Consider the following 17,831-nt stretch of genomic DNA (forward strand, 5'->3'; position numbering starts at 1 on the left):
GATCTACGGCGCGCCGCAATCGGCGCAGACCGCGACCTCGACCGTGACGTGACTTAAGTCGGGGAAGTGGCGGCGCAGGCCGGTCTTGATCGCTTCCGAATCCGTAGGCGCCGGGCTGACCAGCGAGACGATCAATCCGCGATGGCCGGGGCCGAGCCGCCACAGATGCAGGTCGCAGACCCGCGTGCCCTCCGCCTGCTCCAGATGGCCGCGGATCTCGGCCGCCAGATGCGGGCTGTCTTCGGCGTCGAGCAGGACCAGCGCGCTGTCGCGGATCAGGCCATAGGACCATGAGGCGATGACGAAGGCGCCGATCACGCCCACCAGGGGATCGAGGAAGGCGACGCCGAAGAACAGCCCCGCCGCCAGCGCGACGATGGCGAGCACCGAGGTCGCGGCGTCCGCCAAGACGTGGATATAGGCCGCGCGCATGTTGTTGTCGGCATGGTCCTGATGGTGATGGGCATGGCCGTGCTCATGGGCGTGTTCGTCGTCCTTCAGGATGAAGGCGCTGACGATGTTGACCAGCAGGCCCAGCGTGGCGACGACCAGCGCGTCGCCATAGCTCACCGGCACGGGAGACGCGAGACGCGCCACGGATTCGAACGCCACGCCCAGCGCGATCAGGCCGAGCACGATGGCGCTGGCGAAGGCCGCGAGGTCGCCGAACTTGCCCGAGCCGAAGGTGAAGCGGGTGTCCTTGGCATGACGCCGTGCCAGCCAATAGGCGCCGGCCGCGAGCCCGAGCGCGCCGACATGGGTCGCCATGTGGAAGCCGTCGGCGAGGAGCGCCATGGAACCGAAGAGAAGGCCGCAGACGATCTCGACCGCCATGAAGGCGGCGGTGATCAGCGTGGCGAGCCGGGCACGCCGCTCCGCCCGCGCATGGCCCGCGCCCAGGAAGACGTGGTCATGCGTCCAGATGCCGTGCTCGTGATGGTCGTGGACCGCCATGGCCCAAGGATACGCCTTCGCGCGGCCAAAAGAAAAAGGGCCGCACTGGGTATGCGGCCCCCTTTCCCAACGGAGAAGGATGAAACTTCGTTTAGTGGCTGAGGACCACTTTGCGCTGGTCGGCGAAGGTCTGGCCTTCGAGCGACTCGCCATGCGGCTTCAGCACCGCATAGGTCTCGCCCGAGGCGGAGATGAGCTGATAGCCCGAGCCGGTCGGCGCCCATTTGGTGAGCGTCGTGCCGGTGGCGCAATCGGCCGCCGGCGTGATGGCGCCGTCGGCGGTGATGGTCAGGTCGCAGGGCGCCTTGGCGCCGACGGCGAGCTTGTAGGTACCGGCCGCCAGCGCGGGCGCCTGGGCGTAGGCCGAGCTGAAGCCGGAGATCGCGAGGACGAAGGAAAGGGTCAGGAGGCGGGACGTGTTCATGTGAATAATTCCTTCAAGGTTCAACATTCAGAAGATTAGTATCAGGCGATCCAATTTCAAGGATATTTTCTTCGCAGATGCAACAATTCGTATTGCGAAAAGTGCAAACATGGAAAATCCGTATATTGTTCAATATGTTATACGATGAAAAATTTTTATGAACGGCGCGGATTTCCTGCATGCGAGGCGCGCATGGCTGCGGCGCACAACGGCATTATCGCGGCCAGTCTTGTTCCCATCGGGAGAGGTGCCGAGACAAACAGGCCGCGGTGGGACGGTGCGACCGGTCGCGAAAAAGGCTCGCCCACGCGGGGATTGGGCGCCGAGATCGGATGGATGATGGCGGTGTCACCTCTCTCCCGGTGGAGAGAGGGGGACCGGTCCGCCGCTATTTCGGCTGGGGCACGATGCGCAGATAGGGGCGCGGGGCCTTCCAGCCGCCGGGATAGAGCTTCTCGGCTTCCTCATTGGTGACGGTGCCGGCGATGATGACGTCCTCGCCCGGCTTCCAGTTCGCCGGCGTCGCCACCCGGTGCCTGGCGCCGAGCTGCAGCGAGTCGATGACGCGCAGCACCTCGTCGAAATTGCGGCCCACCGTCATCGGATAGACCAGGATGAGCTTGATCTTCTTGTCCGGGCCGATGATGAAGACGTTGCGCACCGTCTGGTTGTCGGCCGGCGTGCGCTTGAGCGGATCGCCCGAAATCTCCGCCGGCAGCATGTTGTAGAGCTTGGAGACGTTGAAATCGGTGTCGCCGATCATCGGATAATTGGGCGCGGTGCCCTGGGTATCGGCGATGTCCTGGGCCCATTGCGCGTGGCGGTCGACCGGATCGACCGACAGGCCGATGATCTTGACGTTGCGCTTGTCGAATTCCGGCTTGAGCTTGGCCATGGTGCCGAGCTCGGTCGTGCACACCGGCGTGAAATCCTTCGGGTGCGAGAACAGCACGCCCCAGGAATCCCCGAGCCAGGTGTGGAAGTTGATCCGGCCTTCGGTGGTGTCGGCGTCGAAATCGGGCGCGGTATCGCCGATGCGCAGGGACATGGGAGCCTCCGTCTAGTGTTCCACTATACAACGGCGACGAGCTTAGCCAAATTTTGTGTCACGCGTGAGGGCTGGCTTTCGGACCTGCGAAAAGCCAGACCGAGACGAAGGTCGCCGCCAGCGCGCCCGCGATTTCCGCGACGACGAAGGCGGGCGCGTCGGCCGGGCGGATGCCGGAAAAGGTCGGCGTCAGGGCGCGCGCCACGGTGACGGCGGGATTGGCGAAGGCGGTCGACGCGGTGAACCAATAGGCCGCCGCGATATAGAGGCCGACGGCGAAGGCGACGACGCGCTCACCCCGCATGGCGAAGATCGCCAGCAGCAGGCCGAAGGTCGCCACGAACTCCGACAGCCAGATCGGCGGACCGCTGCGCGCGGCGATGCCCGGGGCGAGAACGGGCAAGGCGAACATCGCATGCGCGAGCCAGGTGCCGGCAATGCCGCCGGCGAACTGAGCGACCATGTAAGCCGCAGCGTTTCTCCAGGCGAATTCGCCGCGCACCGCGAAGGCCAGCGTCACCGCCGGATTGAAATGGGCGCCGGATACCGGCGCCAGCGCCAGGATCAGCACGACGAGCAATGCCGCCGTCGCCGCGGTGTTGCAGAGCAGCGCCAGGGCGGCATCCCGGGTCAGCGTCTCGGCCATGATCCCCGAGCCGACGACTCCCGCAGCCAGCAGGCAGGTCCCGAGCGCCTCGGCAAAGCAGGCCCGGCGAAGATCAGCCACGGCCGATCGCGTCCACATGCGTCTTCGCGGCAAGGCGGTCGAGCTTCGCGATCGGCAGCGCCGTGAAAACGCGGATGCGGTTGGTCAGCAGGCGCAGCGTGGCGCGGAAGGCCTGCGCCTTCCGTGCGTCGCTGCCCTCCACTGCCGCCGGATCGGGCATCCCCCAATGGGCGGTGACGGGATGGCCGGGCCATACCGGACAGACTTCGCCGGCCGCGTCGTCGCAGACGGTGAACACGAAATCCATCACCGGCGCGTCGGACGCGGCGAACTCGTCCCAGCTCTTGGAGCGATAGCCTTCGGCGGCGAGCCCGGCCTGTTTCAGCATGGCGAGCGCGAAGGGATTGACCGTTCCCTTCGGGAAACTGCCCGCCGAGAAGGCGCGGAAGCGGCCTCTGCTTTCCGCGTTCAGGATCGCTTCGGCGAGGATCGAGCGGGCCGAGTTGCCGGTGCAGAGGAAAAGCACGTTGTAGACTTGCCCGCTCATGCGCCGCACCGGGTCGACGCAGCGTCCGGCACGATGTTGCATATCTCGGGACGGCCGCCGCAGCAATCCTCCATCAGGAAGGCCAGCAGCGAACGCATGCCGTCGAAATGCGCGGTGTAGATCAGGCTGCGGCTCTCGCGCCGCTGGACGATGAGGCCGGCGCGTTCCAGCTCCTTCAGGTGGAAGGACAGCGTCGGCGCGGGCGTGGACAGCGCCTCGGCGATGGCGCCGGCGCTTTCGCCCGCCGGACCGGCGCGGACGAGCCGGCGGAAGATCGCCAGGCGGGTGTCCTGCGCAAGGGCGGATAGTTTGGCGAGGGCGTCGTCCGATTCCATATTTCTAGAATAATGAAATCATTGGGGCGGTCAAGGCTCGCACCAAAAAAGGCGGCCCGAGAGCCGCGATCCACGCACTGCGCGTCGCGTCGACGGGCGGCGCGGCGCGGCGCTCGGGATGAACTTCGCGCGCGCGCCAGACGCCGCACCTGCAAAGGCGCTTACATCGTTGACTATATCGATTTACTAGAGTTTAAAGGCATACCGGGCTTGCCCGGTGGTTCCTCCCTGAACTTGGCAGCGGGCCGGAGGGACGAACGCGGCGCGGCGCAAGTCCCCTTTTGCGCCGCCTCACCGGCCGTCTTAAGCTCCGGCCCGCACTTTTTGCCTTGACGGAGTTCACCCGTGTCCAAGATCGCCACCCGCACCCTGACGCCCACCATCGGCGCGGTCGTCGAAGGCGTCGACTTGTCGAAGCGGCTGGACGATGCGGAGATCGCCGCCGTCCGCGCGGCCCTGCTCAAGCACAAGGTGATCTTCTTCGAGGACCAGCACATCACGCCGGTGCAGCATCGCGACTTCGCGGCGCGCTTCGGCATGCTGCACACCCATCCGCTCTATCCCGGCGTGCCCGAGGCGCCGGAGATGTTCATCCTGGACAACCACGCGAACAATCCGACCGACAACGACGCCTGGCACACCGATGTGACGTTCATCGAGACGCCGCCCCTGGGCGCGATCCTCTATGCCAAGCTGCTGCCGCCGAAGGGCGGCGACACGGTGTGGGCCAACATGCAGGCGGCGTATGAAGGGCTATCGAAGCCGCTGCAGCGATTCCTGAGCGAGCTCGACGCGGTCCATGATTTCGCGCGCGGCTTCCCGGCGCGCGGCACGGTCGCGGGCCAGGCCGGCGCGGAGAAACACGCGAAGGCGGTGGCGGAGCATCCGCCGGTGATCCACCCCGTGGTGCGCACCCATCCGGAGACCGGCGCCGACGGGCTGTTCGTGAATTACGGCTTTACGGATCGCATCAAGGGCCTGCGCCGCGAGGAGAGCGCCGCCCTCCTGAACATGCTGTTCGTGCACGTCCAGAAGCCGGAATACCAGGTGCGCTGGAAGTGGAAGGAGAATTCGATCGCCTTCTGGGACAACCGCATAACGCAGCACTACGCGGTGAACGACTACCTGCCCCACCGCCGCATCATGAACCGCGCGACGATCCTGGGGGACCGCCCCTTCAACAAGGCGCGCCGGCCGGCGGATGTGCGCCAGGCGGCGGAATGAATAAAAGGCCAAGGCTTCTCACACGTCTACTACGATCAAAGACGACCCCCATTTGACAAGGGTTCCGCGCGCGCCGTTTAATGAGGCAACTCCACTTCAATCTAGCATTATCTGGTCAACAAACTCATTTTTTGCCACGACGCGATTTTCGTCCGTGGTTTGAGCTGGCTCAAACCGAGATCGAAGCCACCTCTCAACAAGTTGGTCGTGCCTTGTGCGTAGCGTTTCGTAATCGCGCTCAATCTCTTGGATGGTTTTCTTGTCTGGGATCATGCCGGCCATAACCATCCTCCATTCGACGAGACAGAATCAGTAACACCATTCGCATGCGCTGGGAATCCCGTGAATACACTCATACCCAGGATTGAGTTTCCGGAACTCGTATTCGGTTTCGTTGCGCCAATCGGCGCCGACTACAATCGGCCGCTGCAGGCCGCGAAAGCATTCTTCCGAGCGCAACGATATGACGTGATAGACATCAAAGTCACAGACGTATTTCAGGTCTTAAAACAGCATGTCGAACCTATCGACACACTTGAGACATTTCCACCTCAGTCCCGCTACAAATCCTACATCAAGTACGGAGACCAGCTCCGGAAACATTTCGTAGACGACTCGTTTCTGGCAGCCACCACTATCGCCCGCGTCGTGCGGAAGAGAGCTGCGCAACCTCGCCCGCCGGAGCAGAAATTTAGCCGAACAGTCTACCTTCTTCACCAGTTCAAGAGGCGTGAGGAGATAGATCTACTTCGATCCGTATACGGAGATATCTTCTTCCAGATTTCGATCTACTCGCGCCGAGGTGCGCGCGTAGATCATATGGCCAGGAAATTTGCGTCTGGCCATGATTCATTCAACTTTAATAACTTTCGTGCGTTCGCGGAAGAACTCGTTCAGATCGATGAAAATGAGCAAGATGATCACGGGCAACAAGTCGGAAAAATATTTCATGATGCAGACTTCATCGTAAATCTCGACGAGCATTCACCTAGCGCAGAAGACCAAACTAGTCGTTTCTGCGAATTGTTGTTTTCCTCAAATTCGATTTCCCCAACCAAGCTTGAGCACGGAATGTTCCTTGCGAAGGGCGCTGCCCTAAGGAGCCTCGACCTTTCGCGGCAGGTCGGCGCATGCATTCTCGATGGTCAGGGCCAAATTATCTCGCTGGGTGCCAACGAAGTACCCAAAGCGGAAGGAGGAACGTATTGGGCAGATGGCGAGTTCGACGATCGGGATTTCAAACGCGGCGAAGATTCGAACGAAATCAGAAAAAGAGAAATTCTTTCCGAAATTCTCCGTGCCGTTGGCAATCCGAAAAGCGTCGATGAAATACTAAGAGACAAAGGTGTACGAGATTCACAGCTGATGGACGCGCTGGAATATGCCCGAGTTATTCATGGCGAAATGAATGCCATCTGTGACGCCGCGCGACTAGGTAGAGCTCTGCAAGGGGCAGTTCTTTATTGCACAACATTTCCCTGCCACATTTGCGCCAAACACATAATCGCTGCCGGCATTTCAAAAGTAGTATTTTTGGAACCGTATCCCAAAAGCCTGACTGCTCAGCTACATAGTGATTCTGCGCAAATTGAAGGGCATGACCGCGGCCAATATACCCGTTTTCCGGCCATTGAATTTCACCATTTCTATGGAGTTACACCGCGCCGCTATCAAGAGCTCTTTCAACGCGGACGGCGCAAAAATAGAGACGCCCGGTTCGAGGCGTATCGGGACGACCGAAAGCAGCCGTTGGTTGACATTAAATCTCCTGCATACAGCCAACCGGAGGGCGTCGTGCTCAAAAGTTTACAGCGGAATTATCGGACCCGGCTGGGCGCCACGGCGGATCAAATGCAAAGGCAGCTTGACGAAGAAAAATAGTTATGTCGGCGGCGGGGCGTGGAGGTAGCTCTCCACCAGGCTGCCCGCGACCAGGCGCCAGCCGTCCACCAGCACGAAGAAGATCAGCTTGAACGGCAGCGAAATGATCACCGGCGGCAGCATCATCATGCCCATGCTCATCAGGATCGAGGCCACCGCCATGTCGATGATCAGGAACGGCACGAAGATCAGGAACCCGATCTCGAAGGCGCGCTTGAGCTCGCTCAGCATGAAGGCCGGGGCGATGGTGGTGACCGCCACGTCCTGCGGCTTGGCCGGCGCCTTGGCGTTGCTCATGTCGAGGAACAGCTTCAGGTCCGCGGCGCGGACGTGACCCAGCATGAATTTCTTCATCGGCGTCGCGGCGCGGTCGAACGCCTGCTCGGTGGTGATCTGGTTGTTCACCAGGGGAACGATGCCCTGGTTGTAGGCGTCCTTCAGGGTCGGCGTCATCACGAACAGCGTCAGGAACAGCGACAGCGAGACGATCACGCTGTTGGGCGGGCTCTGCTGCAGGCCCATCGCGGTGCGCAGCAGCGACAGCACCACGACGATGCGCACGAAGCTCGTCATCATGATCAGGATCGAGGGCGCGATCGACAGGACCGTGATCAGCGCGATGATCTGCATGATCTTGTCGGTGAAGAGCCCGCCGCCCGACAGATCGATGTTGAGGCCGCCGGCGGCCGTCGACGTCGCGCCCGTCGTCGCCGCGGCGATCGCATGCGCGGCCGGCGACGCGGCCTCAGCGGCGTGCGGCAGCGCGAGCGCGGCCAGCGCGACGGCGGCGAAAAGGAGCCCCGTGCGCTTCACGAATGCGCCTCGGCGGTCATGAGCGCGGCGGTGATCGGCATCGCCTGCGCCGGGATGCCGGATTCGATGACGCTGGCGCCGTCGGGACCCGACAGCACGACGTGCTCGACATTGTCGCGGCGCACGATCATCAGGCGCTGGCGCGGGCCGATCGTCAGCGTCTCGACCACGGCGAGGCGGCGCGTCGCCGACGGCTTGACGAGCGAGCCGAGGCCGAAGCGCCGCGCCGCGAGGCCGGCGGCCCCGACGAGGCCCAGCACCAGAAGAAGGGCGCCGATATAGCGCGCGAAATCCATCAGTTCCATGCGCGCATCAAACTTCGTCAACCTTAATCGCGCGTTAAAAACGGGACGAATTTGCCGGGCAGGTATTTCCACCAGCGTTAAGCGACGCTTAATCGATCGGCGGCATGCTGGGTGCGGTTAAGGCTAATTTTCCGTATACGGAGAACAACGATGGCTCTCAACGTATCCGACATGCCGCTGATGGCGATGCTGAAGGAGCGCATGAGCTGGCTCAGCGCGCGGCAGAACGTGCTGGCGCAGAACGTCGCCAATGTCGACACGCCCGGCTACAGCGCCAAGGACCTCAAGCCCGTCGATTTCGCCGACATCCTGAAGGATTCCACCGCGCCGTCGCAGTTCCAGGGCGGCATGGCGACCACCGATCCGCGCCACATCTCGCTCAGCCATTCCGGCGGCGCCGACTATACCGACTTCAACTCGCCCGACGCCGAAGCCAATCCGTCGGGCAACACGGTGTCGCTGGAGCAGGAGATGATCCGCGTCTCCGACACCCAGGCGGAATTCCAGGCCGCGAGCAATCTCTACGCCAAGGCGATCGACATGATGAAGACCGCGATCGGCCACGGCGGCTGAAGGAGACCAAGATGGATTTCACCACCTCCCTCATCGTCGCCGCGTCGGGCATGCGGGCGCAGTCCGACCGCATGCGCGTCATCGCGGAGAACATCGCCAACGCCAATTCGACCTCGGCGGCGCCGGGCGGCGATCCCTATCGCCGCAAGATCGCGACGGTGAAGAGCGAATTCGACCGCGAGCTGAACGCGACTCTCGTGACCCCGGGAAAACCGATGGCCGACATGTCCGACTTCACCACGCGCTACGATCCGGGCAATCCGAACGCCGACGCCAAGGGCTATGTCAAGCTGCCCAACGTCAACGCGCTGGTCGAAATCATGGACATGCGCGAGGCGCAGCGGTCCTACGAGGCCGACCTGACAGTGATGGACGCGTCCAAGACCATGCTGTCGCGCACCGTCGACCTGTTGAGAAAGTGACGCGCAGCGTCATCCCGCGGAAGCGGGGATCCCGTCAAAGGAGTAAACCATGGCCGTCCTTCCCGCCGCCGCCGCCGCGGCCTATCAGGCGATCTCCAATATCGGCGGCGCCGGCGCGGCCGGCGGCGCGGCCTCGCCCGGCGCGCTCGGCGCGGGCGCCAGCGATTTCACCAGCTTCCTGCAGGGCGCGCTCAAGGACGGCATGGGCACGATGAAGCAGGGCGAGACCATGGCGGCGCGCCAGGTCGCGGGCCAGGCCAACATCGTCGACGTCGTGAACGCGGTGAACCAGGCGGAGATCACGCTCGATACCGTGGTGGCGGTGCGCGACAAGGTCGTCGCCGCCTATCAGTCCATCATGAACATGCCGATCTGAAGACGGCGCGCGGGGGCGAGACTATGACAGCAGCGGATTCCATCGACTTTGCGCGTTCTTCCATCCTCGTCCTCCTGGAGGTCATCACGCCCTCCATGCTGACGGCCCTGGTGGTCGGCCTCGCCATCGGCCTGCTCCAGGCGCTGACGCAGATCCAGGAAATGACGCTGGTCTTCGTGCCCAAGATCGTGGCGATCTTCGTGGTCCTGCTGATCACCCTGCCCTTCGCCGGCTCGGCGATGAACGGATTGATGGTCGACATCGCGCAGCGCATCGCGGCGTATTGACGATGGATGACGCTGCTTCTTCTTTCCTCCCCCGCCGTTGCGGGCTCGTAGCGACAGCGTATCGAGGGGGCCCGCCTGGCGGCCCCCCTCCGCCTCGCTCCGCTCGGCACCTCCCCCGCAAACGCGGGGGAGGAAAGGCTTAGCGCCATGCATATCCATCTGCCCGCTCTCTCGGGAATGCTGCTCACCTATCTGCTCGTCTTCGCGCGGACCGGCTCGCTCATGATGCTGCTGCCGGCGCTGGGCGAAGGCGGAATCCCCGCGCGGGTGCGGCTGGTGCTGGCGCTGGCGGTGACGGTGGCGCTGACGCCGGTGGTGCAGAGCCATTATCCGGCGGCGGCGCCGTCCAACGTGCTGCAGCTCGCGCTGCTCGTCGCGCAGGAGGCGACCGCCGGCATCCTGATCGGCGCGATGTCGCGCATCATCATGAGCGCGCTGCAGACCGCGGGCCTCTTGATCGCGACGCAGACCGGCCTTGCCTATGCCCAGACCGTCGATCCGACGCAGCACGAGCAGGGCGCCGCCATCGGAAATTTCTTCTCGCTGCTGGGCGCGGTGCTGATCTTCTCGACCGACCTGCACCATGTCGCGATCGGCGCCATCGCCGGCAGCTACAAGATGATCCCGCCGGGCGCAGCCCTTCCCACCGGCGACATGGCGGAGCTGACCGTTCGCCTCGTCAGCGCGTCCTTCGTGCTCGGCTTCCAGCTCTCCGCGCCGTTCCTGGTGTTCGGCTTCGCGCTTTATGCCGCGCTGGGCATCCTGGCGCGGCTGATGCCGCAGCTCCAGGTGTTCTTCGTCGCCATGCCGATCAACATCATGTTCGGCTTCGTGCTGCTGGCGCTCCTGCTCGGCTCGATGATGACGCTGTTCCTGAATTTCTACGCGGCGCAGATGGGACAGTTCCTGTGAGTGCGTGCGGTCCCATTCTCCATTGTCATGCCCGCGAAGGCGGGCATCCAGGGTTTCGGGCGACGCGCCGGCGGCTCTGGATCCCCGCCTGCGCGGGGATGACAGGGACGGAAAGGGCAGCGGCTTAAGCCATGGCCGACGATCGCGACGAATCGCAACAGACCGAACAGCCGACGCAGAAGCGGCTCGACGAAGCGCAGGCGCATGGCGACGTCGTCAAGAGCCCGGAAGTCTCGGCCTTCGTTCTGCTGCTCGGCGGCACGATGGCGATCATGATGTTCGGCGCCTCCACCGCCAAGTCGCTGGCGACCGCGATGCGCATGTTCCTGGAGCAGCCCGACCAGATCGGCGTTTCGACCTCGGCCGACATCATGGCGCTGATGCGGCAGGTGACGACCACGCTGGGGGGCATCCTGGCGCCGATCTTCGCAGTGATGATCGTCGCGGCGCTGGCCGGGCACGTACTGCAGGCGCGGCCGAGCATCACGCTGGAGAAGATCAAGCCCGATTTCTCCAAGCTCAACATCTTCGCCGGCCTCAAGAAGATGTTCGGCTTCGACGGCCTGATGAATCTCGTCAAGGGCCTACTCAAGATCGGCGTGGTCGGCTTCGCGGTGTGGACCCAGATCTGGCCCGAGCGGACCATGCTGCAATCGGTGCTCGACCAATCGGCTTTCGCGGTGGCGGGCGACATGACCCGTCTGCTCTACAAGGTGCTCTACGCGGCGCTGGGCGCTCTCGCCGCCATCGCCGCCATCGATTACATCCTGCAGCGCTATCAGTTCATGAAGCGCAACAAGATGTCACGCCAGGAGATCAAGGAGGAATACCGCCAGAACGAAGGCGACCCGCAGATCAAGGCGAAGATCCGCCAGATCCGCATCGAACGCGCCAAGAAGCGCATGATCGCGGCGGTGCCCGAGGCGACGGTGATCATCACCAATCCGACGCATTACGCGGTCGCGCTGAAATACGAGCAGGGCAAGATGGCGGCGCCGATCTGCGTCGCCAAGGGCATCGATGCGCTGGCGCTCAAGATCCGCGAAGTGGCGAAGGAGCACAATGTGCCGATCGTCGAGAACCCGCCGCTCGCCCGCGCGCTGCACGCAACCGTCGAGGTCGACGAGGTCGTGCCGCAGGAGCACTTCAAGGCGGTGGCGCAGGTGATCGGCTATGTCTACCGCCTCACCGGCAAGATCAAGGCGCGGTAGAGCAAAACATCTGCTGGAATGGAATTGCTTCCAGAGTGTCATTCCCGCGCAGGCGGGAATCCAGACTCAGCGTGCCGTCCAGTCCACTGCATGCCCGCCTGCGCGGGCATGACAAATCTTTTCAACCAAACATGGTCATGCGGTAGCGAAGCGGTCCAGCGCGGCGACGATGCTTTCGCGCATGCCGGGCGTCCGCATCTCGTGGCCGGCGTCGTGGATGACGACGAGTTCGCTGCCGGGCCAGGCGCGCGACAACGCCCAGGCGGTGTCGATCGGCGAGCCGAGATCGAGGCGGCCATGGATCAGCACGCCGGGAATGCCGACAAGCTTGTAGGCGCCCCGGATCAGCGCGCCCTCCTCCAGCCAGGCGCCGCGCCGGAAGTAATGCGTGACGATGCGCGCGAACGCCATGCGGAAGCGCGGATCGGCATAGCGCGGGTGTGGCTTGCGGCCCGGCGCGGTGGAGACCACGGCGTCTTCCCAGTCGCACCAGTCGCGCGCCGCTTTCTCGCGCACCGCCGGATCGGAATCGTTTAGCAGACGCGCATAGGCTTCGACCAGATCGTCGCCCGCCGCCCCGGCGCGGAAGCGTGCCCACGCCTCGGGGAAATAGCGGCCCGCGTCGTGATAGAGCCAATGGATTTCCGATCGCCGCGTGGTCGTCACGCTCGACAGCACCATGGCGCGCACGCGCCCCGGATGCGCCTGCGCATAGGCCAGCGCCAGCGTCGTGCCCCAGGAACTGCCGAACAGGAGCCAGTGCTCGATGCCGAGATGCGCACGGAGCTTTTCAAGATCGGCGATCAGATGCGCCGTCGTATTGGTGGAAAGGTCGGTCGCGACATCGCCCGCATGCGGCGTGCTGCGGCCGGCATTGCGCTGATCGAACAGCACGACGCGATAGCGCGCGGGATCGAAGAAGCGCCGGACATCCGGCATGCAGCCCGAACCCGGCCCGCCATGCAGGACGACGGCCGGCGTGCCGGAGGGATTGCCGCACACTTCCCAATAGAGGCGATGACCCTCCCCCACATCGAGCATGCCGCTGTCGAAGGGCTCGATCTTCGGGTAGAGGTCCGGCATCAGCGGACGATAGCAATGGCACCCAACGGTGTCATCCGCCGTGAGTTCGTAGCGACAGCGTGCGAACGGCGGGCCCAGGTGACATCTGCTCTACAAGATGTCACCTGGGCGGCCCGCATTCGCGGGCCATGACAGTTTTTTTGAAATGGCAGACTTCCGTTGAACCCGCGGCCTGCCGGTCAGCACTACTTGCACAGCGTGTCGAAGGGCAACACCTTGACGTTGCGCGGGATGAAGCTCACGCCACGGGCAAGCAGCGCCTGTTCGAGATTCGCCGGCGTCGGCGGCAGGCGCGGATCGAGCTGCGCCGCGTAGAACGGATCGCGCTCGGCCTCTTCCAGCGGCAGATAGCTCACGCCCCGGGTCTTATAGAGGTCCAGCAGGCGCGGCATCATACGGGCGTCGAAGGCGCCCAGATGCATCAGGAGCACATAGGCGATGTCGCGGCCGAACAGCTGCATCGACAGATTGTGGTAATAGGCCAGACTCGCATCCGCGGCCGTCAGGAAGGCGGCTTCCATCGTCGCGACGGTCGCGTCGTCCTTCTTGGCGACGCAGCGCGCATAGGCGTCGTTCCACTGATAGTCGTCGAAGCTCATCGTCACCGCGGCGATGCGGTAGCCGTGCATCGCCAGGAAGGCGCGCGCCTCCAGGTGCTTGGCCAGCGTGTCGCCCTCGGCGAGATAGGGATAGCGCAGCCAGTGCCAGTCCTGGCCCGTCATCAGCGGCGCGATCGCGGCTTCGCCCTTCAGCGTGTCGGCGCTCCATTCCGCCGTCGTGTGCGCGTTCAGGCTCATATGCGAATAGGTGTGGTTGGCGAGCGGAAAGCCGGCGTCGCGCCAGAGCCTGAGCACCGGCGCGGAGGGCGGATCGTCCGTCAGCCTGAGCCCGTTGACGAAGCCGTAGACCGGCCCGGTATTAGCCGCCTTGAGCGCGGCGAGGATCTTCGCCGCGATCTCGACCCGTGTCGTGCCCTCGGGGAGCATGGCGTGCGAGGGCAGGTCGTCGAAGGTGATGGCGATCTTCATCTCGGCCGCCGCCGGAGCGGCGAACAGGCAAAGGGCGGCGGCCAGGAACAGCTTTTTCATTTCCGTTTTCCGGGATGGGCGGGACGATGGACGACGGGCGGGGGCGCGAAGAAGCCGAGCGGGATCAGCTCCGCCATCGCCTTGTAGCCTTCGACCGAGGGATGGATGTGGTCGCCGCTGTCGAAGGCCGGCAGGAGGTGATCGGGCGCGGCCGGATCGCGCAGCGCCGCGTCGAAATCGGCCACGGCGTCGACATTGCCGGTGCCGCGGATCCAGGCGTTGAGCGCCTGTCGGTCGGCCTCGTTCGCCGGCGTCGGGTGGTAATAGGTGAAGCTCATGAAGGGCGGCAGCGTGCCGGCCATCACCTTGATGCCGTGGTCGTGCGCCCGCTGCACGATCTGGCGATAGGCCGCGATGGTGCGCGCCACCAGCGCCTCGTGATCCGGCGCCGCCGCCGCCGCGTCGCGCGTCAGCATCCCCAGGTCGTTGATGCCTTCGAGCAGGATCAGCCAGCGCACGCCGCCCTGGGCGAGCACGTCGCGGTCGAAGCGCGCCAGCGCGTTGGGGCCGAGCCCGTCCAGCAAAACCCGGTTGCCGCCGATTCCCATGTTGAGCACGCCGATGCCGCGCGTCGCGGGATTGGCGGCGAGCCTGCGCGCGAGATCGTCGGGCCAGCGATTGTTCGCATTGGGAATCGAGCCGCGCCCGTCGGTGATCGAATCCCCGAGCGCGACGACCGCGCTCCGCGCGCCCGGGCCCCGGACCTCGACCGCCTCGATCAGATACCAATGCTCGAGCATCGTGTAGGGCGACGGCGTCGCCGCCGCGAGCTGGTCGCCCGGCGCCAGGAACGCCGCGGCGCGCGCGCCGGGATGGCCGGTCGGCTGGAAATCGAGCTGGTCGTAATGGAGCGTGATCGTCAGGTCGGACAGCGGCGCCACCGGAAACGCCAGCGGATCGGAGAGGAAATCGGCGCCGGCGGGGATGGTTACGTCGCTCCGTCCCGCGAAGGACAGGGCGGCATCGGTCTCAGGCACGATGACCCCGAGCAGGCCGGGCATCGGCCGGGCGACATGCACCGCCGTCAGATGCAGGGGCGCGGCGCCATAGGCGTTGGAAATCCGCACACGGATCGTCTGGCCGCCGACCGAGAGATGCATGGTCTGGCGCAAAGTGGTGTCGCGCAGCGCCTCGGCCGGGAGCTGGTTCGCCGGCTCGGGCAATTGCTGCGCCGCCGACCAGGTACCGATCCATCTCAGTTCTCCCACTGCCCCTTTGGGGGGCAAGGCGGGTGGTGCCGCGCGCGCGGATTTCGGCGATCGATGGGTTGGATGGGCAGCGCGCAGAACATGATGGACCGACGGATGGCTTTGCCGCCCCCCGGCCCTCTGCCCCTGCGGGGGCGAGGGAGACGATGACGCCGCGTATGCGCTCACGAAGGCGGCGAACAGCGCTGCCGCGATCCCTAACCCTCTCAACGCTTCCGCCCGCTTGTTCTTGGTACCGATACCAGAAGGCTATCCATTGGCATTTATCAATGCAATGCGACGACCCCTTAACGAACGGTGCCGATTAGGCCCGGGGCACAAAAGAGCCTACCTTGGGAGGGTACGAATCATGATGGCAACCCGCGTTTTCAGCAGCAGTCTGGGCATACCGGCCGGCGCCTGGCGCTGGGCGGCGCTGGGTTTCGTCTTCCTGGCGCTGGGCTCGGCGGGATTGGCGGTGGCGACGCCCCATGCGGTCGGCTGGGCCGGGGTCATGCTGCTGGCGGCGATCGGCGCGGTCGCGAGCCTCTTCCTCTTTGCGGTATGGCCGAAGGACAAGGTCTCCGCCGCCGACGCCAGGCGCGTTGCCGAGGCCGCGGCGCGGGCCAATATCGCCTGGGCGATCACCGCCACGGACGGCGCCGTGGTCGACTGCAACGACGTCTATCGCCGCATGTCGGGCGCCAAGGAGGGCGAGTCCGCCCCGCCGCCGGAACTGGCGCTGGCGGGCGAGCCGTCCGCCGCCGTGCTCTATCGCCTGACGCGCGGCGCCGCCGACGGCGTGCCGCGCGAGGAATCCTTCGCGGTCGGTCCGGGCATCGAACTCGTCGCCGCCGTCCGGCCGCTGTCGGGCGGGCAGACCGCCTGGTGGTTCACGCCGCGCCTGTCGAGCCCTTCGGTGCAGGCCGCGCCCGCCAAGCCGGTCGCCGCGCCCGCACCGGTGACCGCGCCGGCCGCCATCGGCGACATCTTCCGCGACGCGCCGGTCGGCGTCGCTTTCGCCGGCAGCGACGGCAAGATCGCCGACGCCAATCCGGCCTTCGCGAAATTCTTCGGCGTGACGGGCGCGCTGGCGGGGCGGCCGTTCGGCGAACTGGTCGAGGGCGCCGACCGCGCCCGTGTGGTGGAGCTCATCGCGCAGGCGGCGCAGGGCGCGCACAACGTCGCCAGCGCCGAATTGCGCGCCGCGGGGATCGACGAGCGCACGGCGGAATTGTTCGCCTCGCCGATCAGCGGCGGCCGCGCCATCCTCTATCTCGTCGACGTGTCCGAGCAGAAGGCGCTGGAGACCAAATTCGCCCAGAGCCAGAAGATGCAGGCGGTCGGCCAGCTTGCCGGCGGCGTGGCGCACGACTTCAACAACCTGCTCACGGTCATCATCGGCAATTCCGAATTCCTCCTGATGCGGCACCAGGCGGGCGATCCGTCGTTCAAGGAGATCAACGAGATCCACCAGAACGCGCTGCGCGCCGCGACGCTGGTGGGCCAGCTTCTCGCCTTTTCGCGCAAGCAGACCATGCAGCCCAAGGTGCTGGCGGTGCGCGACGTGGTCGGCGAGCTGGCGCTCATGCTGCGCCGGCTGCTGCGCGAGGGCGTCGATCTCAAGCTCGAGCACGGGCCGGACGTCTGGCCGATCCATGCCGACGAGGCGCAGCTGTCCAACGCGATCATCAACCTGGTGGTCAATGCCCGCGATGCGATGCCCAAGGGCGGCACGGTGACGATCCGCACCGCGAACGAGGCGGTGACCGCGCCGGTCGCCTTCGGCACCGGTGTGATGCCGGCCGGCGACTATGTCCGCCTGGACGTGTCCGACACCGGCACCGGCATCGCCAAGGAGCATCTGGGCAAGATCTTCGATCCCTTCTTCACGACCAAGCCCGTGGGCCAGGGCACGGGGCTTGGGCTCGCGACCGTCTACGGCATCGTCAAGCAGACCGGCGGCTTCATCATGGTCGACTCGGAGATCGGCAAGGGCACGACCTTCCGCATCTACCTGCCGCGCCACCGCATCGACGCCAACGCCGCCGTCACCGCCGAGCCGGAACGCGCCGGGCCGCGCGACGTGACGGGCCAGGACACGATCCTGCTGGTGGAGGACGAAGAGGCGGTGCGCAGCTTCGCGGCCCGCGCCCTCAAGATGCGCGGCTACAGCGTGCTGGAGGCGAGCGGCGGCGAGGAAGCGCTGGAGATCGTGAAGAACGCCAAGGCGCCCATCGACCTGCTTATTACGGATGTCGTGATGCCGAACATGGACGGCCCGACGCTGGTGCGCGCCGTCAAGCGGATCAAGCCCGAGATGGCGGTGATCTTCATGAGCGGCTACGCCGAGGAAGCCTTCCGCCGCAACGACGAGAAGGCCGAGGACCTGCACTTCCTGCCCAAGCCGTTCGGGCTGAAACAGCTCGCGGCCAAGGTGAAGGAAGTGCTGAGCGGCGCGCCGGCGCCGAAGCGCGTGGTGGGCGAATAGCGC

General features: G+C 65.0%; 21 protein-coding genes. 9 read left to right on the forward strand and 12 right to left on the reverse strand.

The window, feature by feature from the left end:
* Window positions 1-3: 3 nt before the first annotated feature.
* The 6 genes from dmeF to WDN01_15290 form a co-directional block, all read right to left on the reverse strand.
* A complete protein-coding gene (dmeF, locus tag WDN01_15265) occupies window positions 4-954 on the reverse strand; it encodes a CDF family Co(II)/Ni(II) efflux transporter DmeF (protein MEJ0027383.1) in 951 nt (316 codons plus the stop codon).
* Window positions 955-1,045: 91 nt separating this feature from the next.
* Window positions 1,046-1,378, reverse strand: a complete 333-nt coding sequence (locus tag WDN01_15270) for a hypothetical protein (GenBank protein MEJ0027384.1) — start codon at window positions 1,376-1,378, stop codon at window positions 1,046-1,048.
* Window positions 1,379-1,766: 388 nt separating this feature from the next.
* A complete protein-coding gene (locus WDN01_15275) occupies window positions 1,767-2,426 on the reverse strand; it encodes a peroxiredoxin (protein ID MEJ0027385.1) in 660 nt (219 codons plus the stop codon).
* 58 nt (window positions 2,427-2,484) lie between these two features.
* A complete protein-coding gene (locus WDN01_15280; GenBank protein ID MEJ0027386.1) occupies window positions 2,485-3,153 on the reverse strand; it encodes an MIP/aquaporin family protein in 669 nt (222 codons plus the stop codon).
* The gene (locus WDN01_15285) at window positions 3,146-3,640 is read right to left on the reverse strand and encodes an arsenate reductase ArsC (GenBank protein MEJ0027387.1); all 495 of its coding nucleotides are present in this window, start codon (window positions 3,638-3,640) and stop codon (window positions 3,146-3,148) included. The genes WDN01_15280 and WDN01_15285 overlap by 8 nt, the downstream gene beginning before the upstream one ends.
* The gene (locus WDN01_15290; protein ID MEJ0027388.1) at window positions 3,637-3,975 is read right to left on the reverse strand and encodes a helix-turn-helix domain-containing protein; all 339 of its coding nucleotides are present in this window, start codon (window positions 3,973-3,975) and stop codon (window positions 3,637-3,639) included. The genes WDN01_15285 and WDN01_15290 overlap by 4 nt, the downstream gene beginning before the upstream one ends.
* 345 nt (window positions 3,976-4,320) lie before the next feature.
* Here WDN01_15290 and tauD point away from each other — a divergent pair, with 345 nt between their 5' ends.
* On the forward strand, window positions 4,321-5,199 hold the full coding sequence (tauD, locus tag WDN01_15295) for a taurine dioxygenase (GenBank protein ID MEJ0027389.1): 879 nt from the start codon (window positions 4,321-4,323) through the stop codon (window positions 5,197-5,199).
* Window positions 5,200-5,295: 96 nt separating this feature from the next.
* Here tauD and WDN01_15300 read toward each other — a convergent pair whose 3' ends face one another.
* Window positions 5,296-5,481, reverse strand: coding sequence for a hypothetical protein (locus WDN01_15300; GenBank protein MEJ0027390.1), 186 nt, complete (start codon window positions 5,479-5,481; stop codon window positions 5,296-5,298).
* A 60-nt stretch (window positions 5,482-5,541) separates the two neighbouring features.
* Between WDN01_15300 and WDN01_15305 the strand changes: the two genes are divergently transcribed.
* On the forward strand, window positions 5,542-7,080 hold the full coding sequence (locus WDN01_15305; GenBank protein MEJ0027391.1) for an anti-phage dCTP deaminase: 1,539 nt from the start codon (window positions 5,542-5,544) through the stop codon (window positions 7,078-7,080).
* Here WDN01_15305 and fliP read toward each other — a convergent pair whose 3' ends face one another.
* Both fliP and WDN01_15315 read right to left on the reverse strand, forming a co-directional pair.
* Entirely contained in the window at window positions 7,081-7,893 is an 813-nt protein-coding gene (gene fliP, locus WDN01_15310; protein MEJ0027392.1) for a flagellar type III secretion system pore protein FliP, read from the reverse strand. It lies immediately after the preceding gene.
* Complete coding sequence (locus WDN01_15315) at window positions 7,890-8,198, reverse strand: flagellar biosynthetic protein FliO (GenBank protein MEJ0027393.1); 309 nt, start codon at window positions 8,196-8,198, stop codon at window positions 7,890-7,892. Before WDN01_15315 ends, fliP begins: the two co-directional genes overlap by 4 nt.
* 150 nt (window positions 8,199-8,348) lie before the next feature.
* Between WDN01_15315 and flgB the strand changes: the two genes are divergently transcribed.
* The 6 genes from flgB to flhB all read left to right on the forward strand — a co-directional run bounded on the left by flgB (window position 8,349) and on the right by flhB (window position 11,979).
* Window positions 8,349-8,771, forward strand: coding sequence for a flagellar basal body rod protein FlgB (flgB, locus tag WDN01_15320; GenBank protein ID MEJ0027394.1), 423 nt, complete (start codon window positions 8,349-8,351; stop codon window positions 8,769-8,771).
* Between the two features lie 11 nt (window positions 8,772-8,782).
* The gene (gene flgC, locus WDN01_15325; GenBank protein ID MEJ0027395.1) at window positions 8,783-9,193 is read left to right on the forward strand and encodes a flagellar basal body rod protein FlgC; all 411 of its coding nucleotides are present in this window, start codon (window positions 8,783-8,785) and stop codon (window positions 9,191-9,193) included.
* Between the two features lie 49 nt (window positions 9,194-9,242).
* Entirely contained in the window at window positions 9,243-9,569 is a 327-nt protein-coding gene (locus tag WDN01_15330) for a flagellar hook-basal body complex protein FliE (protein ID MEJ0027396.1), read from the forward strand.
* A 23-nt stretch (window positions 9,570-9,592) separates the two neighbouring features.
* Window positions 9,593-9,856, forward strand: coding sequence for a flagellar biosynthetic protein FliQ (locus tag WDN01_15335; GenBank protein ID MEJ0027397.1), 264 nt, complete (start codon window positions 9,593-9,595; stop codon window positions 9,854-9,856).
* Between the two features lie 147 nt (window positions 9,857-10,003).
* Entirely contained in the window at window positions 10,004-10,768 is a 765-nt protein-coding gene (gene fliR / locus WDN01_15340) for a flagellar biosynthetic protein FliR (protein ID MEJ0027398.1), read from the forward strand.
* Window positions 10,769-10,899: 131 nt separating this feature from the next.
* On the forward strand, window positions 10,900-11,979 hold the full coding sequence (gene flhB, locus WDN01_15345) for a flagellar biosynthesis protein FlhB (GenBank protein MEJ0027399.1): 1,080 nt from the start codon (window positions 10,900-10,902) through the stop codon (window positions 11,977-11,979).
* A 135-nt stretch (window positions 11,980-12,114) separates the two neighbouring features.
* On the opposite strand, the gene pip is transcribed toward flhB, so the two are convergent.
* The 3 genes from pip to WDN01_15360 all read right to left on the reverse strand — a co-directional run bounded on the left by pip (window position 12,115) and on the right by WDN01_15360 (window position 15,358).
* A complete protein-coding gene (gene pip / locus WDN01_15350) occupies window positions 12,115-13,062 on the reverse strand; it encodes a prolyl aminopeptidase (GenBank protein ID MEJ0027400.1) in 948 nt (315 codons plus the stop codon).
* 185 nt (window positions 13,063-13,247) lie between these two features.
* Window positions 13,248-14,150 carry a polysaccharide deacetylase family protein gene (locus WDN01_15355; GenBank protein MEJ0027401.1) on the reverse strand — a complete coding sequence of 301 codons (903 nt, stop codon included), beginning with the start codon at window positions 14,148-14,150 and terminating at the stop codon, window positions 13,248-13,250.
* Complete coding sequence (locus WDN01_15360) at window positions 14,147-15,358, reverse strand: SGNH/GDSL hydrolase family protein (GenBank protein MEJ0027402.1); 1,212 nt, start codon at window positions 15,356-15,358, stop codon at window positions 14,147-14,149. The genes WDN01_15355 and WDN01_15360 overlap by 4 nt, the downstream gene beginning before the upstream one ends.
* 352 nt (window positions 15,359-15,710) lie before the next feature.
* On the opposite strand from WDN01_15360, the gene WDN01_15365 reads away from it, so the two are divergent.
* Window positions 15,711-17,828: an ATP-binding protein gene (locus WDN01_15365; GenBank protein MEJ0027403.1), complete on the forward strand. Its 2,118-nt coding sequence runs from the start codon at window positions 15,711-15,713 to the stop codon at window positions 17,826-17,828.
* Window positions 17,829-17,831: the final 3 nt, after the last annotated feature.

Origin of the sequence: Rhizomicrobium sp. (assembly GCA_037200985.1) — a bacterium.
In the GTDB taxonomy this organism is placed as follows: Bacteria; Pseudomonadota; Alphaproteobacteria; order Micropepsales; family Micropepsaceae; genus Rhizomicrobium.

Excerpts from the sequence above, each read along its gene's own strand:
- dmeF (MEJ0027383.1), bottom strand. The coding sequence starts at position 954 with ATGGCGGTCCACGACCATCACGAGCACGGCATCTGGACGCATGACCAC.
- WDN01_15270 (MEJ0027384.1), bottom strand. The coding sequence starts at position 1,378 with ATGAACACGTCCCGCCTCCTGACCCTTTCCTTCGTCCTCGCGATCTCC.
- WDN01_15275 (MEJ0027385.1), bottom strand. The coding sequence starts at position 2,426 with ATGTCCCTGCGCATCGGCGATACCGCGCCCGATTTCGACGCCGACACC.
- WDN01_15285 (MEJ0027387.1), bottom strand. The coding sequence starts at position 3,640 with ATGAGCGGGCAAGTCTACAACGTGCTTTTCCTCTGCACCGGCAACTCG.
- WDN01_15290 (MEJ0027388.1), bottom strand. The coding sequence starts at position 3,975 with ATGGAATCGGACGACGCCCTCGCCAAACTATCCGCCCTTGCGCAGGAC.
- WDN01_15300 (MEJ0027390.1), bottom strand. The coding sequence starts at position 5,481 with ATGGCCGGCATGATCCCAGACAAGAAAACCATCCAAGAGATTGAGCGC.
- WDN01_15315 (MEJ0027393.1), bottom strand. The coding sequence starts at position 8,198 with ATGGAACTGATGGATTTCGCGCGCTATATCGGCGCCCTTCTTCTGGTG.
- flgB (MEJ0027394.1), top strand. The coding sequence starts at position 8,349 with ATGGCTCTCAACGTATCCGACATGCCGCTGATGGCGATGCTGAAGGAG.
- flgC (MEJ0027395.1), top strand. The coding sequence starts at position 8,783 with ATGGATTTCACCACCTCCCTCATCGTCGCCGCGTCGGGCATGCGGGCG.
- WDN01_15330 (MEJ0027396.1), top strand. The coding sequence starts at position 9,243 with ATGGCCGTCCTTCCCGCCGCCGCCGCCGCGGCCTATCAGGCGATCTCC.
- WDN01_15335 (MEJ0027397.1), top strand. The coding sequence starts at position 9,593 with ATGACAGCAGCGGATTCCATCGACTTTGCGCGTTCTTCCATCCTCGTC.
- fliR (MEJ0027398.1), top strand. The coding sequence starts at position 10,004 with ATGCATATCCATCTGCCCGCTCTCTCGGGAATGCTGCTCACCTATCTG.
- flhB (MEJ0027399.1), top strand. The coding sequence starts at position 10,900 with ATGGCCGACGATCGCGACGAATCGCAACAGACCGAACAGCCGACGCAG.
- pip (MEJ0027400.1), bottom strand. The coding sequence starts at position 13,062 with ATGCCGGACCTCTACCCGAAGATCGAGCCCTTCGACAGCGGCATGCTC.
- WDN01_15355 (MEJ0027401.1), bottom strand. The coding sequence starts at position 14,150 with ATGAAAAAGCTGTTCCTGGCCGCCGCCCTTTGCCTGTTCGCCGCTCCG.
- WDN01_15365 (MEJ0027403.1), top strand. The coding sequence starts at position 15,711 with ATGGCAACCCGCGTTTTCAGCAGCAGTCTGGGCATACCGGCCGGCGCC.